The sequence below is a fragment of the Streptomyces sp. NPDC006365 genome (genome assembly GCF_042870755.1).
In the GTDB taxonomy this organism is placed as follows: domain Bacteria; phylum Actinomycetota; class Actinomycetes; order Streptomycetales; family Streptomycetaceae; genus Streptomyces; species Streptomyces xiangluensis.
Map to the genome: position 1 here is coordinate 298118 of NZ_JBIAHS010000003.1, position 19027 is coordinate 317144.

13 protein-coding genes are annotated in these 19027 nt (G+C 70.0%); 2 read left to right on the plus strand and 11 right to left on the minus strand.

All coding sequences use genetic code 11. The features are described 5' to 3' along the window. Positions 1-12: 12 nt before the first annotated feature. The 7 genes from ACFYO0_RS10570 to ACFYO0_RS10600 form a co-directional block, all read right to left on the minus strand. Positions 13-1380 carry a glycosyltransferase 87 family protein gene (locus ACFYO0_RS10570; protein WP_388673320.1) on the minus strand — a complete coding sequence of 456 codons (1368 nt, stop codon included), beginning with the start codon at positions 1378-1380 and terminating at the stop codon, positions 13-15. Next, positions 1377-2774, minus strand: coding sequence for a polyprenol phosphomannose-dependent alpha 1,6 mannosyltransferase MptB (gene mptB, locus ACFYO0_RS10575; RefSeq protein WP_388673322.1), 1398 nt, complete (start codon positions 2772-2774; stop codon positions 1377-1379). Before mptB ends, ACFYO0_RS10570 begins: the two co-directional genes overlap by 4 nt. 133 nt (positions 2775-2907) lie before the next feature. Then, positions 2908-3849, minus strand: coding sequence for a glutaminase (locus ACFYO0_RS10580; protein WP_388673324.1), 942 nt, complete (start codon positions 3847-3849; stop codon positions 2908-2910). A gap of 132 nt (positions 3850-3981) precedes the next feature. Next, positions 3982-5391, minus strand: coding sequence for an aspartate ammonia-lyase (gene aspA, locus ACFYO0_RS10585; protein WP_388673326.1), 1410 nt, complete (start codon positions 5389-5391; stop codon positions 3982-3984). A gap of 77 nt (positions 5392-5468) precedes the next feature. Beyond that, positions 5469-6500 carry an asparaginase gene (locus tag ACFYO0_RS10590; protein ID WP_388673328.1) on the minus strand — a complete coding sequence of 344 codons (1032 nt, stop codon included), beginning with the start codon at positions 6498-6500 and terminating at the stop codon, positions 5469-5471. Then, positions 6497-7939, minus strand: a complete 1443-nt coding sequence (locus tag ACFYO0_RS10595) for an amino acid permease (protein WP_388673330.1) — start codon at positions 7937-7939, stop codon at positions 6497-6499. The genes ACFYO0_RS10590 and ACFYO0_RS10595 overlap by 4 nt, the downstream gene beginning before the upstream one ends. After that, positions 7936-8697: a FadR/GntR family transcriptional regulator gene (locus tag ACFYO0_RS10600; protein ID WP_386348686.1), complete on the minus strand. Its 762-nt coding sequence runs from the start codon at positions 8695-8697 to the stop codon at positions 7936-7938. The genes ACFYO0_RS10595 and ACFYO0_RS10600 overlap by 4 nt, the downstream gene beginning before the upstream one ends. 89 nt (positions 8698-8786) lie before the next feature. Between ACFYO0_RS10600 and ACFYO0_RS10605 the strand changes: the two genes are divergently transcribed. After that, positions 8787-9008, plus strand: coding sequence for a hypothetical protein (locus ACFYO0_RS10605; RefSeq protein WP_388673333.1), 222 nt, complete (start codon positions 8787-8789; stop codon positions 9006-9008). Next, on the plus strand, positions 9005-10906 hold the full coding sequence (locus ACFYO0_RS10610; RefSeq protein WP_388673335.1) for an aKG-HExxH-type peptide beta-hydroxylase: 1902 nt from the start codon (positions 9005-9007) through the stop codon (positions 10904-10906). Before ACFYO0_RS10605 ends, ACFYO0_RS10610 begins: the two co-directional genes overlap by 4 nt. On the opposite strand, the gene fxsT is transcribed toward ACFYO0_RS10610, so the two are convergent. The 4 genes from fxsT to ACFYO0_RS10630 are packed head-to-tail and all read right to left on the minus strand — an operon-like array spanning position 10860 to position 18962. After that, complete coding sequence (gene fxsT, locus ACFYO0_RS10615) at positions 10860-15293, minus strand: FxSxx-COOH system tetratricopeptide repeat protein (protein ID WP_388673337.1); 4434 nt, start codon at positions 15291-15293, stop codon at positions 10860-10862. The two genes, ACFYO0_RS10610 and fxsT, sit on opposite strands and share 47 nt — an antisense overlap. After that, positions 15290-16426, minus strand: coding sequence for an AAA family ATPase (locus tag ACFYO0_RS10620; protein ID WP_388673339.1), 1137 nt, complete (start codon positions 16424-16426; stop codon positions 15290-15292). Before ACFYO0_RS10620 ends, fxsT begins: the two co-directional genes overlap by 4 nt. After that, positions 16423-17925 (minus strand): hypothetical protein, encoded by a 1503-nt coding sequence (locus tag ACFYO0_RS10625; RefSeq protein WP_388673341.1) that lies wholly within the window; start codon positions 17923-17925, stop codon positions 16423-16425. The genes ACFYO0_RS10620 and ACFYO0_RS10625 overlap by 4 nt, the downstream gene beginning before the upstream one ends. Then, positions 17922-18962 carry a trypsin-like peptidase domain-containing protein gene (locus ACFYO0_RS10630; RefSeq protein ID WP_388673343.1) on the minus strand — a complete coding sequence of 347 codons (1041 nt, stop codon included), beginning with the start codon at positions 18960-18962 and terminating at the stop codon, positions 17922-17924. Before ACFYO0_RS10630 ends, ACFYO0_RS10625 begins: the two co-directional genes overlap by 4 nt. Positions 18963-19027: the final 65 nt, after the last annotated feature.

Genomic DNA, 19027 nt, shown 5'->3' on the forward strand with positions numbered 1-19027 from the left:
CCGTTTCGCCGTCTACGACGAGGCGCGCTCGCTGCTCGACTGGGGGTTCGGGGCCGCCGGGCGTGTCGAGCCGGTGGGCTCGCTGGTGCCCCCGCGTGTCGTGCCACGGGCGGGCCCGGCCCCGGTGCCCGCGGCCATGGTGGTCGGCAGCGGCCCCGACCGGTGGGCGGCGGCGGGGGCGATCTCGGGGGCGGCCTGTCTGGGCGCGGGTGTCGTGGCCGTGGTGCTGCGCGGCAGATGGTTCACGCGTGTCTGACCAACGGGCAGCGCGAACAGCAGGCCGAAGGTGATCCACACGTAGATATTGCTGCCGAGGAAGCCGTCGATGCCGGACGCGTCGTCGAACCACAGCCACACCACACTGCTGCACAGCAGCACGTACGAGACGCCCGCGGCCCACAGCAGCCGCCGGCGCCACAGCCCCTCCTCGACGAGGATCGCGAAGGACGGCAGCAGCCACACGAGATGGTGCACCCAGGTGATCGGGCTGACCAGGCAGGCGACGAGCCCGGTCAGCGCGAAGGCCCCCATCAGGTCGCCGGCGGCGATGGCCCGGTGGGCGCGCCAGGCCCACACACCCAGGACGACGAGGGCGACCAGGGCCCAGGCGATACGACTCGGTTCGGCAGGGTCGGCGAGCCGGGCCAGTACGCCTTGCAGTGACTGGTTGGACACATAGGCGAGGCGGCCGATGCGGGTCGTGTCCCAGACGGCCTCGGTCCAGTAGAAGCGGGAGGGCTCCGGTGCCGCCCAGGCCGCGAGGGCGGTGGCGCTCGCGGCGACGGCCGCCGCGACCGAGGCGGCGCGGGGGCGCCGTGCGAGCAGCAGCAGAGCGATGAAGATCGCGGGCGTGAGCTTGATCGCGGCAGCGAGTCCGATGCCCACGCCCGCCCATCGGCCCCGCCCCGTGGACAGCAGCCAGGCGTCGCCGAGGACCAGGGCCAGCAGGAGAAGGTTGACCTGGCCGAAGGTGAAGGTGTCACGGGCGGGCTCGAACATGGCCAGCATGCAGACGACCAGGGCGAAGGCGAACCAGCCGTGCCGACGCAGCTCGCGCGGGACCAGAATGCCGAGGACCACGGCTGTCGCCGCGAGGTTGAGGAGCAGTCCGACGGCGATCGCGGCATGCAGTCCGAGAAGCGCCATCGGCACCATGCTGACCGCCGCGAAGGGCGGGTAGGTGAAGCCGTACGTCGTCCCCGGTACGTGGTAGTCGTAGATACGGCCGCCGTGATGGATCCAGGCGTCCACGGCCCCGTGGTACACCCGCAGGTCGAACCAGCCGCGCAGCAGCGGCACGGTCGCGGTGAAGACCGTCACGGCGGCGACGAGGACCAGCACGAAGGCGAGCCGCCCCCGCTCCGAACGCGGAAGCCTCATGCGGTCCGCTCCAGGACCGGCGCGTTCGACGTCTGGTGGGCCTGCCAGAGCACGACCACCGCGAGCACGCCGCCCGACACGGCCAGGACCAGCTGCTCCAGGTCCGGTGGGCTGCCGCTGGGCAGGACGCCGAGGGCGAGCACTCCGGTCACGGCGGCGACCCGGTGGCGTACGGAAGTGCTGGGTGCCGCGGCGGCGATGAGGAACAGACCCCACAGGGCGTACCAGGGCCGGATGGCCGGGCCGAGGACCGCCACTGTCGCCAGGCTGAGGCCGAGTGCGTAGACGGGGCTGAGCCGCGGCCGGCGCAGCCATATGGCGAGTATGACGACGACGGTCACCACGAGCCCGAGGGCATGCCAGGCAGGCAGGGCGAGAGGCGCGAGATCGCTGCCCAGGTCCTCAAGGAGGGAGCCGGTGGCGCGGCCGAGGACGCTGGTGGGCGACCAGTTGTGCGGTGAGATGGGTGTCTTGAGGGCGCTGATCCAGCCGTATCCCGTACCGGCGACGGCGGTTGCGGCGACGGTGGTGGCGAGGGCGGCGGCCGCGGTGGTCACTGTGGCCTTCAACAGGCCGCGCTCTGCGCGCACTTGGAGTGCCACGACGGCCGCGAGTCCCAGTAGGGCGGGGACCTTGACCAGGGCGGCGAGCGTGACGAGTACGGTGCCGAGGACGGGCCGGCGGCCGAGCGCGGCCACCAGTCCGATGCCGAGGAGCCCGAGCATGATGGCGTCGTTGTGCGCGCCGGCGACGAGGTGCAGCAGAACGAGCGGGTTCAGCGCGCCGAGCCACAGCGCCGCGGCCGGGTCGGCGCCGCTGTGCCGGGCGAGCCTCGGCAGGGCGGCGGCCATCAGCGCCACCCCGAGCACCGCGACCACCCGCATCCCGAACAGCCCGGCCGGCACTTCGCCCCGCGTCAGCCCGGAGAGCGCGGAGGCGACGGCGAGAAAGGCGGGACCGTACGGCGTCGCGGTGTGCTGCCACACGGGCGCCACCTCGTCGGCGAGCGGCCCGCCGAGCCGTGCGGGGCCGTGGGTGTAGACGTCCATGTGCGCGTCGACCATGGCGCCCTGTGCGAGGTAGCTGTACACGTCCCGGCTGAACAGCGGCGGTGCGAGCAGCAACGGCACGGCCCACACGCCGAGAACTACCAACAGGGCGCGCGGAGTTGGCGGTTCGGGCCCTCGGATCACCCGCCCCAGCAGGGCCCAGGCGGCGATCAGCAGCACCACCCCGAAGTACACACCGACCAGGCCGAGCGCCGCCCGCGCCGAGGCCGGGGCCAGCAGCTCCCGCACCGGCAGGGCCCCGGCCGTCTCACCCCCCGCCGCGAGAAAGCCCGAACCCACAAGTCCGAGCACCTGACAGCGACGCAGATCGACGGAGAAACCCATGGCCAACACTCGGGCAGCCTGTCAATGCCGGGTGGCGAGAAAGCAACGCATGTCCCTCTGATCGGCAGCGTCCGTGTGACCGCCGTCTGACCGAACGGCGACCATCCCTCAAATCCACCTGGAAGCAACCGCCTCAGAACACGGACAATCCCGTCAGTGTCGTGAAACGCTCAAGGGCCGCGACGCCCGCCACCGAGTTACCCCGTTCGTCCAGGCCCGGGCTCCACACGCACAGCGTGCAGCGGCCGGGAACGACGGCGATGATGCCGCCGCCGACGCCGCTCTTGCCGGGCAGGCCGACCCGGTAGGCGAACTCGCCCGCGGCGTCATAGGTGCCGCAGGTGAGCATGACCGCGTTGACCTGCTTGGCCTGACTGCGGGTCAGAAGGCGCGTGCCGTCGGCCCGTATGCCGTGGCGGGCGAGGAATCCGGTGGCGACGGCGAGGTCGGCGCAGGACGCCTCGATGGAGCACTGCCGGAAGTACTGGTCCAGGAGCACCGGGACCGGATTGCCGATGTTCCCGTACGACGCCATGAAGTGGCCGAGCGCGGCGTTGCGGTCGCCGTGGGCGGACTCGGAGGCCGCGACGTCCTTGTTGATGGCGAGCCGCGCGTTGCCGCTCTCCGCGCGCAGGAAATCGAGGAGGGTGCCGACCGTGTCTCCGGTCTGGGTGTGCAGCCGGTCGGTGACGACGAGGGCGCCCGCGTTGATGAAGGGATTGCGCGGGATGCCGTTCTCGTACTCCAGCTGCACCAGCGAGTTGAACGGGTTGCCGGAGGGCTCGCGTCCGACGTGCTCCCACAGGGCGTCGCCCTCGCGCGCCAGGACGAGCGCGAGGGTGAAGACCTTGGTGAGGGACTGCGCGGAGAACGGCTGCCGCCAGTCCCCCACGCCGTAGACCGTACCGTCGAGTTCCGCGACGGCCATGCCGAATCGACGCGGGTCGCAGGCCGCGAGGGCCGGGATGTAGTCGGCGGGGCGGCCACGTTCCGGGGTGTGCTCGATCTCGGCGGCGATACGGTCCAGGACCGGCTGGAAGACCGGGGACGACGTGGACATTGCCATGATCACCATTCTGCCGGTTGTGTGTGGCTGGTCGCGCAGTGTCCCGCGCACCCCTTGTGGGGGTCTGGGGCGCAGCCCCCAGTTTCGGGAAGGGACGGGGCGGGGGAAAGAAACCCTCCCGCACCCGACCACACACGCCGTTCAGCCCGCCTGAGACCCCGCCAGCACCTCCGGACGCAGCAGCGCCGCCAGGCGGTCCGCAGGCAACAGGCCCTTTTCCAGGACGAGTTCGGCAACTCCGCGCCCCGTGGCGAGGGCCTCCTTCGCGATGCCGGTGGCCGCCTCGTAGCCGATGTACGGGTTGAGGGCGGTGACCAGGCCGATGGAGTTCTCGACGGCCTTGCGCAGCACGTCCTCGTTGGCCGTGATCCCGGCGACGCAACGCTCGGCGAGCGTCAGGCAGGCGGCGCGCAGGTGCGTGATGCTCTCCGACAGGGAGTGCAGGATGACCGGCTCGAAGGCGTTGAGCTGGAGCTGTCCCGCCTCGGCGGCCATGGTGATGGTGACGTCGTTGCCGATGACCTCGAAGGCGACCTGGTTGACGACCTCGGGAATCACCGGGTTCACCTTGCCGGGCATGATGCTCGAACCGGCCTGCACCGGCGGCAGGTTGATCTCGTTCAGGCCCGCGCGCGGCCCGGACGACAGCAGCCGCAGATCGTTGCAGCTCTTCGAGAGCTTCACCGCGATCCGCTTCAGGACCCCGGACATCTGTACGAAGGCCCCACAGTCCTGCGTGGCCTCGACGAGGTTGGCGGCGGTGACCAGCGGCAGCCCCGTGATCTCCGCGAGCTGCCGGCGCGCGGCCTCGGCGTACCCGGCGGGCGCGTTGAGCCCGGTGCCGATGGCCGTAGCGCCCAGGTTGATCTCGTGGATCAGCTCGACCGCCTCGGCAAGCCGGGACCGGTCCTCGTCCAGCATCACCGCGTACGCCGAGAACTCCTGACCGAGCGTCATCGGCACCGCGTCCTGCAGCTGCGTACGCCCCATCTTCAGTACGTCACGGAACTCGACGGCCTTGGCGGCGAAGGCGTCCTGCAGGACCGCCATGGCCTGGAGCAGCCCGCGCACCGCGAAGACGGTGGCGATGTTGACGGCGGTCGGATAGACGTCGTTGGTCGACTGGCCGAGGTTGACGTCCTCGTTCGGGTGCAGGAACTCGTACGCGCCCTTCGGGTGCCCGAGCAGCTCCAACGCCCGGTTGGCGACTACCTCGTTGGCGTTCATGTTCGTCGAGGTCCCGGCACCGCCCTGGATGACGTCCACGACGAACTGGTCGTGCAGCTTCCCGTCGCGGATCTCCTGGCAGGCCTCCACGATGGCCGCTGCCTTACCGGGCTCCAGCAGGCCAAGCTCTTCGTTGGCGCGGGCGGCGGCCTCCTTGACGGCGGCCAGTGCGTCGATCAGGTGCGGGTAGGCGGAGATCGGCGTGCCCGTGATGGGGAAATTCTCCTTGGCGCGCAGGGAGTGGATGCCCCAGTACGCCTCGGCGGGGACGTCACGGTCGCCGAGCAGGTCGTGCTCGCTGCGATGGGCTGCGGCGGCGGTCATGTCGGTGCGGCTCTACTTTCAGGAGAAGGGGTGGAGGGGTTTCTGATGGATCTCAGCGGAGGCCCATCAGAAACCCCCTAGGCCTCGGTCAGCGGTTCCAGTGCGCGGGCCGGCCGGATGCTCCCGACCACCTCCCCGCCCCCGAACAGAGGCGCCTGGGCGAACTCGGCGAGCACGGCCGGGTCGACGCCGCAGCGTGCGAGGGCGGCGGCGACCACGGGCAGCCGGGCCCGGTCCGCCCCGTCCGCGATCTTCACGGCGACCGCCCGCCCGTCGGGCAGCGCCGCGACGTGTACGCCCTCGAAGCCGTCCTTGGTGAGAAGCCCCGGCACGGCCCGCATCAGCGAGGCGACATCGCGGCCGGAGCCGGAGGTCATCTCGGCGTGCTTCCGCATCGCGTCGGCGACCCGCGCCTCGGGGGTGCCGGGCGGTGCGGTGGTGATCCGGGCCGCGGCGCGCGCGAGCCCGTGCAGCGATATGGAGAACAGGGGCGCACCGCAACCGTCCACCGTCACCGCCGCGATGGCCTGCCCGGTGAGATCCTCGACGATCTCCGCGATCGCCTGCTGGAGCGGATGCGCGGGGTCGAGGTAGTCCTCGAGCGACCAGCCGTTCAGATGTGCCGTGTAGAGCATCGCCGCGTGCTTGCCCGAGCAGTTCTGCGCGAGCTGCGACGGCAGCCGCCCCTCACGCACCCAGGCCTCCCGTACGACCGGGTCGTACGGCAGGTCCGGCACATTGCGGAGAGCGTCCTCGGGGAGCCCGGCCTGTTCCAGGATCCGCCGGGTTCCGTCGAGATGCCGCTCCTCACCGGAGTGGCTGGCCGCGGTCAGCGCGAGCAGTTCCCCGTCGAGCGGCAGCCCGGCCCGCAGCAGCGCCACCGCCTGTACGGGCTTGAGCGCCGAGCGCGGGTAGAAGGCCGCCTCGATGTCGCCGATCTGCAGTTCCACCGTCCCGTCGGCGCCGAGCACGACGACCGAGCCGTAGTGGATGCCCTCGATGACACCGCCGCGTACGAGGTGGGCGACGGGCGCGTGCAGCGGCTCCCGGATCGTGGGCGCCACGGCGAGTGAACTGCCCTGTTCGGCAAAGGTGTTGAGGCAGCTCACGCGTCGACTCCGGACTTCCGTACGTCCGCTACCCGGCCCCGTACGGCGAACCATCCCGCCACCAGAGCCGCCACGATCAGCGGCAGACACAGCACAGTCGTACGTCCCGCTCCCCCGTCGGCGTACATGAGCACCAGCACGGAGGCGAGGAAGAACAGCGTGACGAGCTCGGTCCAGGGCGAGCCCGGCAGCCGGTAGCTCGGGCGCTCCAGCTCGCCGTCCTGGGTCTTCCGCCAGAACATCAGGTGACAGATCATGATCATGCCCCAGGTGGCGAGGATGCCGATGGCCGCGAAGTTCAGCACGATCTCGAACGCGTCGGCGGGGACGACGAAGTTGAGCCCGACGCCGAGTACACAGATAGCGCTGGTGAGCATGATCCCGCCGTACGGGACCTGGCTGCGGCTCATCACCGAGGTGAATTTCGGGGCCGAGCCGGACATCGACATGGAGCGCAGGATGCGGCCGGTGGAGTACAGGCCGGAGTTCAGCGAGGACATGGCGGCAGTCATCACGACCAGGTTCATCACGCCGCCCGCGGCCGGGATGCCGATATTGGACAGCACGGTGACGAAGGGACTCTCGCCGGCGCTGTACGACGACCACGGCAGCAGCATCGAGAGGAGCACCACTGAGCCGACGTAGAAGAGGCCGACGCGCCACATGATGGAGTTGATCGCCTTGGGCATGATCTTTTCCGGGTTCTCCGTCTCGCCCGCCGCGACGCCGACGAGTTCGACGGAGGCGTAGGCGAAGACGACGCCCTGGACGATCAGCAGCATCGGCAGCAGGCCGTTGGGGAAGAGGCCGCCGTTGTCGGTGATCAGGGAGGGGCCGGGGGTGGTGCCGTCCACGGGCTGCTGGGTGACCAGCAGGAAGATACCGATGAGCATGAAGGCGACCAGTGCGCCGACCTTGATGATCGCGAACCAGAACTCCAGCTCACCGAAGATCTTCACCGAGATGAGGTTCACGGTGAGGACGACGGCGAGCGCGATGAGCGCGATCACCCACTGCGGGATGTCGGAGAACATGCCCCAGTAGTGGGTGTAGGTGGCGACCGCGGTGATGTCGGCGATGCCGGTGGTCGCCCAGTTCAGGAAGTACATCCAGCCCGCGGTGTACGCGCCCTTCTCGCCGAGGAACTCCCGCGCGTACGACACGAAGGCGCCGGAGGAGGGCCGGTACAGAACGAGTTCGCCGAGCGCCCGCACCACCAGGAAGGCGAAGACACCGCAGACGGCGTACGCGATGAAGAGCGAGGGCCCGGCGTCGGCGAGCCGTCCGCCGGCGCCGAGGAAGAGGCCGGTGCCGATGGCGCCGCCGATGGCGATCATGTTGACGTGCCGGGACTTCAGGGACTTGCTGTACCCCGCGTCGCCTGCGTCGACGTGACTCGCCGGTTTCCGTATGTCCTTTTCAAGGGACTGCTCGCTCACTCCGGGGTCTCGCCTTCTGTGGGGGTGTCGGGGCTCTCGGGGCCGTCGGGGCTTTCGGCGCCCTCGGGTCGCACGATCGCGGTGAGGGTCGTCTCGACGCGGTCGAGGTGATGGGCCATGGCTTCGGTGGCGTCGTGCTCGCTGCCGTCGATCAACGCCTCGACGATCGCCCGGTGTTCGCGGTTGGACTGCTCGCGCCGGCCGCCGAGTTCGTTGAGGAACGCGGACTGGCGGGCCAGTGCGTCGCGGATCTCCTCGATCACACGGCGGAAGACCGGGTTCTGCGCGGCCTGCGCGACGGCGAGATGGAAGAGCGTGTCCATGGCCACCCAGGCGGTGGTGTCGGTCTCGCTCTCCATCCGGTCGAGCAGGTGGGCGAGATGGTCGAGGTCCTCGGGCGTGCGGCGGGCGGCGGCGTAGCCCGCGACGGGGATCTCGACGTGGCGCCGGACCTCTATCAGGTCGCTGGCCGCGTAGTCGCCGAACGTGGGGTCGACGACCGGACCGTTCGAGACGACGAACGTGCCCTTGCCGGTACGGGACACGGTGAGGCCCATCGTCTGCAGGGCCCGCAGCGCCTCGCGCAGCACCGGTCGGCTGACCTCGAGGCTCCGGCACAGCTCCGCCTCGGACGGCAGCTTGTCCCCCACGGCGTACTCGCCGCGTTCGATCGCACTCCGCAGATGACTGAGCACCGCTTCCATCGCGCTGACGCGCCGCGGCACCGAGCCACCTGTCTGGCTGTCTGACAGGTTCACGGGGGTGATCCTGGGGGGCGCAGGGAGGTACTGTCAAGGGCTACTTGTGGGTCTTCCCGCGAGGGGAACCTTCGTCCACCATGGAAGACATGGCGGACAAGGCGGAAAACGCGGGGATCCTTCGCTCGGATCTGATCGATCTGTCGAACATCCCCTTGTACGAACTCGGCAGGGCGAGCCACTTACCCACAGCGCTCGCCGCCCTTCATCACAGGCTGGCCGGCGACTCGGCTCCACTGTGCGACGGCGAAATGGCGGCCCTGTGCGGCACCACGTCCTCGGCGCCGACCGGTGCGACCCATGACAGTTGACCGACGCTGAGCCGTTCCGGCTGCCGCCACGGACGTTCGCAGCCATCGCCACGGGCGACGTGGGCGACACCGATCTCGCTCTCCTGCGGTCGGCTCAGCGCAGCCGACTGCTGCTGGCTCTCCTGACGGTCCTCGCCGGGCACAAGCAGCCGGACGACGGCGGCCCTCAGGGCAGCGACGCACCGACCCGGCCCTCGGCCGCATGGGACCTCCTCGCCCACACGCAGCGTTCCGCACCCGCTGCGGTGGAGGCCGTTCTGGCGGATCCGGCAGTCGGCGCCTGGGTCTTCCAGCTGCTGCGGCACCTGCACCTTGGCGCCGCGCCCTCGCCCGGGGACGCTCCGCGGTGGGCGGGGGTCACCCTGCTCGGGGCGCTCGCGGGTGCAGCCGCCCTGCGTGCCAGGACCCGCGCCAGGCTGCGTATCCCCGCGCGCAAAGGGCAGTTGTGGCTGCCGTCCCTGGGGGTCACCGGGACGGTGAGCCGGGGCGCCTGGCCCGTGGTGACCATGGAGTGCGGGCCTCGGGGAGCGGCGGTCTTCGGGGACAGCGGATCCATCCGCCTTCCCGACGATCTGACCCACGCCGCCGAAGGCTGGTTCCCCCTGCCGCTCCTCGACAGAAGCGGTCCCACGGGACCCGCGCCCCTGACGCTCGACCACCTCAGCCCCTACCGGGACTTCCGCGCCGTGAAGGATCCCGCACAGCTCTCACGGCATGCGCTCGACCGCTGGCAGGCCCTCCTCGGCGCGAGCGACGCGCTGCTCCGCCGGGACCACCCCACGGCTCATCGCCTGGTGACCGGAACCGTGCGGACGGTTGTGCCGGTCGACGGGCCGAGCGAGTTACTGGCCGTCAGCGCCACGGCACCGGACGCCTACGAGGCGGTCACCATGTCGTTGCCCTGCGACGCGCAGGCCATGGCCGCCATCCTGATCCATGAGGCGCGGCACCAACTCGTGAGCGCACTGGCCGAACTGACACCGCTGTCCGTCTCCGTCCGGGAAGGCCCTCAGCCCGTCTACTTCGCACCCTGGCGCAGGGATCCCCGTCCGCTGCGAGGTCTGCTGTACGGGGCGCACGCCTTCGCCGGGGTCATGTCCTTCTGGAACGCGCGGCGGGCACACGACAAGGAACGCGCGGACTTCGAGTTCGCCCTTCACCGGTGGCAGGTGCGGACCGCGCTGGCGGCCCTGAGCAACGCCACGGGACTGACGCGGGCCGGCGGGTTGATCGTCGCCGGGGTGCTGAAGGAGACTGCCGGCGTCGGGGCGGAGCCGGTGCCCGGGAGTCCGGGGCGGCTGGCCGATCTGTGCTGCCGCGATGTGTGGGCGGCCTGGCGGGCGACTCATCTCGTCGTGGATACCGAGGCGGCCGCCACGCTCGCCGATCTCTGGCTGTCCGGGCGTCCGCCGTCGACTGTCCTCCCGGCGGCCCGATTACGAACCGCGCGTTCCGGCCCACCCCGCGCGTCCGGGCCGGGAGCGGCCCGGACCTGGCTCGCGCGCCTCTGGTTCACGGACCGCGCGACCTTCCACAGGGTGCGCACCGAGCTCGTCGCCGGAGAAGCACACCCGCTGGGCATCAGGGACGCGACGGTCGCGGACGCGCTGCTGGCGTGTGGCGAAACCGACGCCGCCCACGCCGCGTACCGACGTGAACCTCCGTCCCTCACCTCCTGGATCGGGAGCGCGCTCAGCGCCCCCGACGCTGCGGGCTCGTCCTTCCTGGAGCGCCCGGAACTGGTCCTGGCGCTCCGTAAGGCCCTCACCGACCGCGGTGTGACCGCCCCCGGGCCGGACGAACTCGCCACCTGGCTGAGCTCACGACGGCCCGGTCGCGAGCGACCCGCGGTCAGATACTCAGCAGGTCGATGTCGCAGTTGGCCCGGATCCCGTTGACCGCGTCCCTGGTGGCCTGGTGATCGGGCGCGAGCACCTGACGGAACGACGCGAGCGCCCGGTCGTACACTTCCTTCGCCTCGGCGGCCTCCCCCAGCGCCTTGAGGTCGTAGGACAGATTGAGCATGATCGCCAGGGTCGCGGGGTGGGTGTCGCCCCGGGACTCGGCACTGTGCGCCAGCAGTTCCCGGTCCAGGTCGCGAGCCTGCTGGAACTCGCCCCTCGCGAAGAGGTCACTGGCCAGATTCGTCCGCACCAGGAGCGTGCGCGGATGGTTCCTGTCAAGGACCCTGCTGAGGCCTCTCACCGCCGCCTCGTCCAACTCGTGCGCCTCCTCGATCTGTCCCAGCAGCCGCAGTGTGACCGCGAGGTTCGTGGCGGTGGCGTACGCGTGCGGATGCTCCTCGCCGAGGAGCTCACGGCCCTGGAGCATCGTCTGGCGGCCGAGTTCGGCCGCCGCGACGAGGTCGCCCGTCTGCCGCAGGTCGGTCGCGTGGTTGAGTGCGGCCCGCAGGGCGTCCAGGGACTTCTCGCCGCGCTTGCGCCGCACCAGGTCGAGCACCTTGGCGGAGAGTTCCAGCGCGCCGCTGTGGTCACCGGCCTTGCGGCGCGCCACGGACAGTTCGCGCACCACCCAGATCGTGAGGGAGTGCTCCTCTCCGAGCAACTGAAGCGTCCGGTTCCAGAGCGCTTCCTGACCTTCCAGCGCCTCGCGGAAGTGTCCCAGCTCCGCAAGGTCGATGTAGACGGAGTGCAGGGTGTTGAGGGTCTGCATATGGTCGTCCCCCATCACCTCCACGCGCCGTTCGTAGGTGTCCACGTGCAGCCTGTGCGCCTCCTCGAAGTCCCCCGCCAGTCTCAGGCTCACCGCGTAGTTGTGCGCCGCCAGCAGCGTGCCCGGGTCATCGGGGCCCTGCTCCCGCAGCGTGACCTCGTAGACCTGCTGATCCATTTCGCGCGCCCCGTAGAAGTCTCCGCGCAGGCGCAGCAGGCCCGCCAGCGCGCTCAGCGCGCGCTGGGTGGCCTCGTCGCGCTCGCCGAGCACCCGCCGGCAGCGGTCCACCAGCTCCGACTGGAGCTCGTACGCTTCCGCGTAGCGATCCAGCCAGCGCAATGCCTGGGCACGCACCTGGTCCGCCGAGATCACATGCTCGTGCTCGTCGCCGAGAAGGCGCCGCCAGGCACCCACCGCCTCCTCGGCGGCCTCCAGCGCCGCGGCGTAGTCACTGCGGGCCTGCAGGAACCGGGCCTCGTTGAGCACCAGTTCGCGCACCCATGGGTCCTCGCAGTCGACCATGCCGGAGGCGCGCACATGAGGCAGGAGTGCCGAGTAGCGGGGCCAGTCGGAGGACCGCTGAGGGTTCCTGGGGTCGGCGTGGGCGAGGATCTGGTGCGCGCAGTGACGCATCTCCGCCCGCTCCGCGCTGTTCATCTGCTCGATGAGGACGCGCTGCACGAGACGGTGTACCTGAATGGTCGACTTGCGGTGGTCGATGCGTGCGAGGGCGTAGCGGCCGATCTCCCGTACCGCACGTGCCAGCTTGATCGGATCGTCGAGCGCCGCGCGTAGCCCCGGAGGCGCAGAGACACCCCGGACCGCGGAGAAGAAGTCCCAGTCGACCGGCTCAGGAGCGAAGTACGCGCAGACCTGAAGCAGTTGGAGGGCCGCCGGATGGTCCTCCCTGAGGCGGTCCAGCGAGACGTTCCAGGCCGCGGCCACGGGAAGGTCGTAGTCCGCGGGCGGATCGACCTGGAGCAGTTCCGCGTACTTCGTCTCGAACAGATCAAGATACTGGTGTACCGGCATCCCCGTCTCGGCGAGCCAGACCGCGGCCTGTTCGACAGCGAGCGGCAAGTCGCCGAGTGAGTCGGCCAGCCTGCTGGCGGCGTCCTCGGGGATCTGTGGACTACGCCGCTTGATCAGCGCGACGCTTTCCTCACGTGCAAACACATCGACCTCTAGTGAATTGGCCAAGCTCGACCACTGAGAATTGCGGGACGTCACCAGAACTCGTCCGGGGCCGTCGTTGGGGAAAAACTGCCTGACTTCCTGCGGATTCTCCGCGTTGTCGAAAACCAGGAGCCAATTCGAGTAGGGTTCTCCGACCCGCAAGGCCTCCAAGACCGCAGGTACGGCGCTTCGGTCGGCGCCGGCCCGCAGGCCCATTTGTTCCCCGAGCTCAATCAGGGACTGCACAATCAGGTTGGTCTGTTCGGATGGAATCCACCAGATCAATCGGTAGTCCCTGCTCCGCCTGTATACATGCTCGATGGCTATCTGGGACTTACCGACTCCCCCCATGCCGTGCAGTGCTTCGGGCAGTACGGCAGTGACTCCCTCGGTCAGCCGCCTGTTCAGTTGTTCGAGCAGATCCTCGCGGCCGGTGAAATTGCGATTCCGCTGCGGGACACTGCCCCACAACCGCGGCGGCGGTTCCGTATGCGCGAGGGATGGAACGGACTGCGACGCGGTGGACACGGAACCTCCTGAGGCTTCTTGCGATCGGGGCGACTCCTGCCGGTGAGACGCGGAGGGTGGTGCCACGGGGGGCGAATCCCCAACCGTAGTGGACCCGTAACGCTGTGTCATTTCAACCGGCGAAGCGGGCTCTCCGGCCTCGTGGAGGAGCCTTTTCAACCGGGTGGCCCGGGTCAGATAGGGCCCTGAGAGGGCGCAGAGGGCGGTGTGCAGGGGGCGCACGAACGGCCTGGTGCGCTCGGTGACGGGTGGGTCGACGGCGTCGACGCGCCACTGCAACAGAGCATCACCCCCGGCCACCGAAGTGGCCAGTCGAGGGCCGAGATGGGCGGAGACCTGCCGGAGTACGTCCATGGTCTCCCCTCGTGTGCCGAGCCCCAGCAGTTCCTCTCGCACTCCCTCTCCGAAGTCGAAGGACACCTGCTGGGCGTCTTCCGAGTCGATACGGCTGTCCGTGCGCTGCACGAGCCCGAACAGCAGGATCTCGGCGAGGTTCCACGCCTCCGTTCCCGGCAGTGATCTCTGGATGAGACGCATGACCGGCAGGTTCAGAGGGGCGGCGGCCAGCCTGCGAGCCAAGGCGAACGCAGCGGGTGACGCCTTCGCGATGAAGCGTCGTACGGCATCCCGGGCACGGCCCGGCAGGGGGCCCAGCAGGGCTCCGGAGGAATGCCGTGACGCTCCGAGGTCGCCGCGCGGGCCGGTGAGCAGCACGGCCACGTCGTGCGTGCCGCCGGATGCGGCGACGAGCCGCGCCCAACGCGCCAGGGACCCGGGGGCCAGCTCCAGCAAGGGCACGGGTACGGCTTCGGAGGTCCGGGGGGCAGCCGGGGTGTCGGGGATGTCGAGCCCCGCTCCGGAACCACTCGTACGCAGCAACCGCAACAACCCGTTCGGCACGGCGGCGCGTTCGGCGGCCAGCTGGGCCCTGACCGCGGTGGGCAGAGTGAACTCCCATACCTCCTGGGGCATCAGACTCAGGACGGCGGTGGGTGAGGACCGAGCGGTGGCACAGAGGAACGCGGCCGCGTCGCCGTTGCGCCACGCCTTGCTGAATCCGTCCGTGAGCACGAGCACCACATCGTCCGGCCCATAGGTCTCGGACGCCGCACGTCCCATGCCGCGACGGCGCAGCGCGGTTCCCGCCGCGGAGATGTCGAGCGGCACGGTGGTGATGGTCCTGAAGGCCGCCGTGTGCTCCATCAGATTGCGTAAGTCCCGGACCGTCTCGCTCCACAGCTCCATCGAGGGAGCCGTGTCGATGAGCAGGACCAGTTGAAGGCGTCGCTCGTCGGGATGTCCGCACACCGGCAGCCACAGGTCCTCGGCCGCGACGCGTTCCGCGGTGGCCTCCTCGTCGAGTACCCAGGCTTCGGTGGCCGGCCGTCGCAGTCTCAGTGGCCGCAACGCGTGCCCCAGGGCGAGACCACCGCCCGGGAGTTGCGTGGCCCAGTGCCCCTCAGCGCTCGCTTCGGTCCAGCCTTCGCCGTTGGCCGGGGCCGGCCCGGACGGCTCCCACTGGGGGCCTGAATACGGGCTGTACTGGTCCTGCCCTTCGTGCCGCCTCGTGATGTCCTCCGGCGCCGTGACCGTTGCCGCGGTCGTCGGGTCGGTCCCAGCCGAGCGCTGTTGTGTCAGGTCTTCCAGGTCCTCATCGGAGCCGCGGGCATCCGTCTCGGGCTCGTTCGGCCGTTCCTCGGAAGGAGCTTGGTGGTGAGCACCGGGCGCGCCGTTCCCGGCACTCGGCCCGCCGCGGTAAGGCGACGTGTCCGTCGGCGGGCGCGGTCTCGACGGTCGCCAGTCCCGGTACGGTGCGGCCGCGTGCTGGCATGCCGCCAGGTACACGGCATCCATGAACTCGAGGTAGGACAGCCCTGGTGGGGACTGCCGCTCCGGATCGCCGGTCATTCCTGCCTCAGCCCGGGTGAGGTTCCGTCGAGCCGGTGCCATACCGACTCGACCAGGCTCCGCAGGTCGCCGTCCTCAACCTCGCTTCGGCCGGACGTGGCCAGATAGACGGAGTTGAGGAGCTGATCGATCGCGAGACCACCGAGTCCGCGACTGCGCTCCAGGAACCGGGCGATCAGCGGCCCTCCCCATTCCTCGGCCATGTCCTCGCCGAAATGGGCAGCCATCATGCCCACCAGGTCGTCCTCACTCGGTTCCGGCATGTGAAGCAGCAGACACCGGCGCAGGAAAGCCGGAGGGAACTCGCGCTCACTGTTCGAGGTCATGATGACCACCGGAAAGGCACGGCAGTTGACGATTCCTCCGGAGATCTCCGCCTCTCCGTCGGGATCGTCCGTCGTCACCCGCACGAGGGGATGCCGACGCCGCGCACGCCTCAACTCCGGAATCGTGTACGACCCTTCCTCGAAGACACTCAGCAGATCGTTGGCCAAATCAAGATCACTCTTGTCCAGCTCGTCGATCAGCAAAACACGTGGTTCGCTGTGCGGCAGGAGGGCTGTTCCGAGCGGCCCGATCTGGATGTAGTCGCCAACACCGGGCGGGGTGGTGGGTGCCTTGTCTTCCGACACCGAGTCACCTGCGGCCGCGCGCAGGGCCGCGGTGTCCTGGACCCTGCCGATCGCGTCGTACTCGTAAAGCCCTCGCTGCAGTGTGGTGCGGCTCGTGATGTGCCAGCGCAGCACGCGGCCGAGCCTCAACTCCCTGCTGATGCGGTAGGCCAGGCTGGACTTCCCGGTGCCGGGGCGTCCGCTCACGAGCAGGGGGCGGCGCAGCATCAGCGCGGCATTCACCATCTCCGCCTCGCGGTGGGCGAACGCCGAGGTGTAACCGGCGGGTTGGTGTGTGCCGAGCCGCCGGACGGTTTCCGCCTCGTCGTCCGGGGGCGCGCCGAGTACGGGCTCGCCGTGGAACACACGCCAGGGGGGCGGTGGAGGGAGGAGCTCACCCAAGGTGGTGTCGCGAAGGGGTTCGCCGGTTCCGCGGTAGATCCACCAGCGGGGCCGTGCGCCGTCGGGTGGGGCAGAGGAGTTCGCGGGTTGCTGTTTGGGAGCGTCGTCAGGAAGTGTCACGGACCCTCCTCCACGACCATGGGAGAGACCGCGGGCGCGACAGGCATCCGGTCCGGGTCGTCCCACAGCAGAGCGACATGGCGGCCGACAACAGTTTCCGCTTCAGCATCGCGGTCACTGGACGCTATACGCAACGCCCTGACGACACCAGGTAATCCGCGTGGATCGTGACGGTCCAGCAGATCACGCAGTGCGGTACGAAAGGCCGGGTCGGAGCTTCCTCTCCGGTCCCAGAGGACGACAGGCACACCGGCACGCAGCGCTTCTCCCAACTCGTCCGAACCTCCGTACACCCCGTCTTCACGCCGTGCGCTCTCCGGTGCCCCGCTGAGCACGACCACGGCGGGCAGCGGCTCGGAGAGCAGATGGGCGCGTCCGTCCTCGGGAAACCAGTGGACGCGACCGGCCCGGCCCTCCGTGAACGCCCGCCAGCGGCTGCCCCAACGACCGTGCAGATCACGCCGGTTGTGACGGTCCAGGCTCCGCACCACGACGTGATGGTCCTCCCCCAACACCCCACCCACTCCTTGGAAGGAAGTCTTCCGCCATCGTTCCACGTGCAGATCGAGCAGCGTGTGCGGAAGAACGAATTCGACAGCCACGTCGGTCTTGAGATAGGCCCACTCGCTCTCGGCCCGGTGGATCAGCTCTCGTACGGCCTTCTCGGCGTGCCGCAGGTCTATCCGGCTGTCCTTGCCGCGTTGCTGATCACCGGGGTGCGCGCGCCACCAGTGCGAGAGCAGGGCGCGGCTGTCACGGTCGGCGTCGAGGAGCGGCCGCAGACGGATGACGAGGTAACTCGTGGGGCTCCACACGTCCGTTCGCTGCTGGGCCGGTGTCTTGTCCGCCGAGGGCCGGGCGCCGTCGCCGTCGCTCTCGGGTCGGTACGGGTCGTGTGCGTCCGCCCAGTCCACGAGCCCGAAGTGCTGGTCGCTGTCGGCGACCAGCACGAGCTGGCGCAGGAGCTGGAAACACGGCAGCGTCTCCCCCGGGCGCGCGTTCAGGGACGCCGCGTGCAGAAACACGACCCACGGTTCGGTGCAGTGGGCGGGAGCGGCCGGCCTGCCACGACCGTGCAGGAATTCCGAGTACCAGCGCCGCAGGTCAGGCACCTGCACACCATCCAGCAGATCGAAGATCTCGTCCCATTCCTCAGTGGAGAACAGCTCGACCTGCCAGGCGGCGACCGCGGCCTTGAGCCGCTGGATGCCGGGCGTGTTGCCCTCGCGTACCTCCAGATGGCGTACGAGGGGCGCGAGTCCGGTGGGCTGGGCGCACAGCTCCTCCATGAGCTGGACGAGCAGACCTCGGCGGGACGTGGGCACGGTGCTCTCGGCGGCCGTCCGCACGCGGTGGCCGAACCGGTGGACCAGGTCGTGCAGGGCGGCGAGGTCGGTGAGCCGGCTGACGTTCTCCACCTCGTCCACCAGGTACCTGGGCAGTTCACGTCTCGGCAGGTTGCTCCGCGCGCCGCCCACCAGGGCCTCCGTATCCGTCATCGAGGCTCTCCCGATGCCTCACCGTCCGAGCAGCAGACCCTGGCGAGTACCGCCAGCGCCGCCGCTGCCGGTGCCGAGCCCCCACCGAGGCTGCCCACCGCCGCGCGTAACGCCGCGCATCCGCCGGGCTGCTCCGCGCACGCCTGTACGACTGCCTGGAGTTGCTGTCGCGGCCAGGGGTGGTCCGGAACGTTGCGCCGGACCGCTGCGGGGAGCTGCCGGCGCAGGAGTCGCCCGCTGTCGTGTCCGATCTGCGGGACGTCCAGCAACGCTTCGGCCAGTTCGTAGGACTCCTCCATCGATGGTGGTGAACAGGGGCGTGGAGCAGGTGCGCGCAGGGCGCCGGACAGGGGCGGCCACAAGCGCGCCGCGGCCTCCATGGGCAGCATCCAGGCGACCTTGACCGTACGGTCCTTTGCGGCCGCGGTGACCAGACCGATGACCCGCCGGATCGCCGGGTCCCAGACGGCGGCCCCGCTGAATCCGCGCTCGACTACCGCGCCGGTCATCCGGACACCGTCGAGCTGGACCCACTCCGGGCACGGCCCGCCGCGCCCGGTCACCCGGGCCGTCGCGATGAGTCCAGCGGGTGATCCGCGCGGATAGCCGATGATGGCGACCCGCCGCTCGTCCGCCGGGCCGCACTCGGCCAGCGGGAGCGGTGCCTCATGGGGTGGCAGCCGCGGGCCGTCACCGTGCGGGGCCAGTACGGCGAGGTCGCCGCGGTCCGCCAGTTCCTGGCCGGGGACGACGCGGTCCAGCGGTGGTGGCGGGAACCAGCCGCCGGGAACGAGGCGTACGACGGCGGACCAGGCTCGCCCCGGCAGATCGACGAGCAGTCCGCCGTCCGGGAGAACGCCCCCGGGACCTTCCGTACCGGTCAGCCGTCCCCCGCCGGGAAGTCCCAGCGCAGCGGCGACGACATGCGCGCACGTCAGTACGTGGACTCCGTTCCCGGCGGGCGCTACGAGCACTCCCGCGCCGTACAGGACGCCGTCCTCGGACAGCACCCGCACTTGTCCCTGTTCCGGCCCCACAGTGATCGTCTCCCCCGAACGTCACACGTGCCCTCACCCGCCCTCATCAGTGTAGGAGCGGCCTG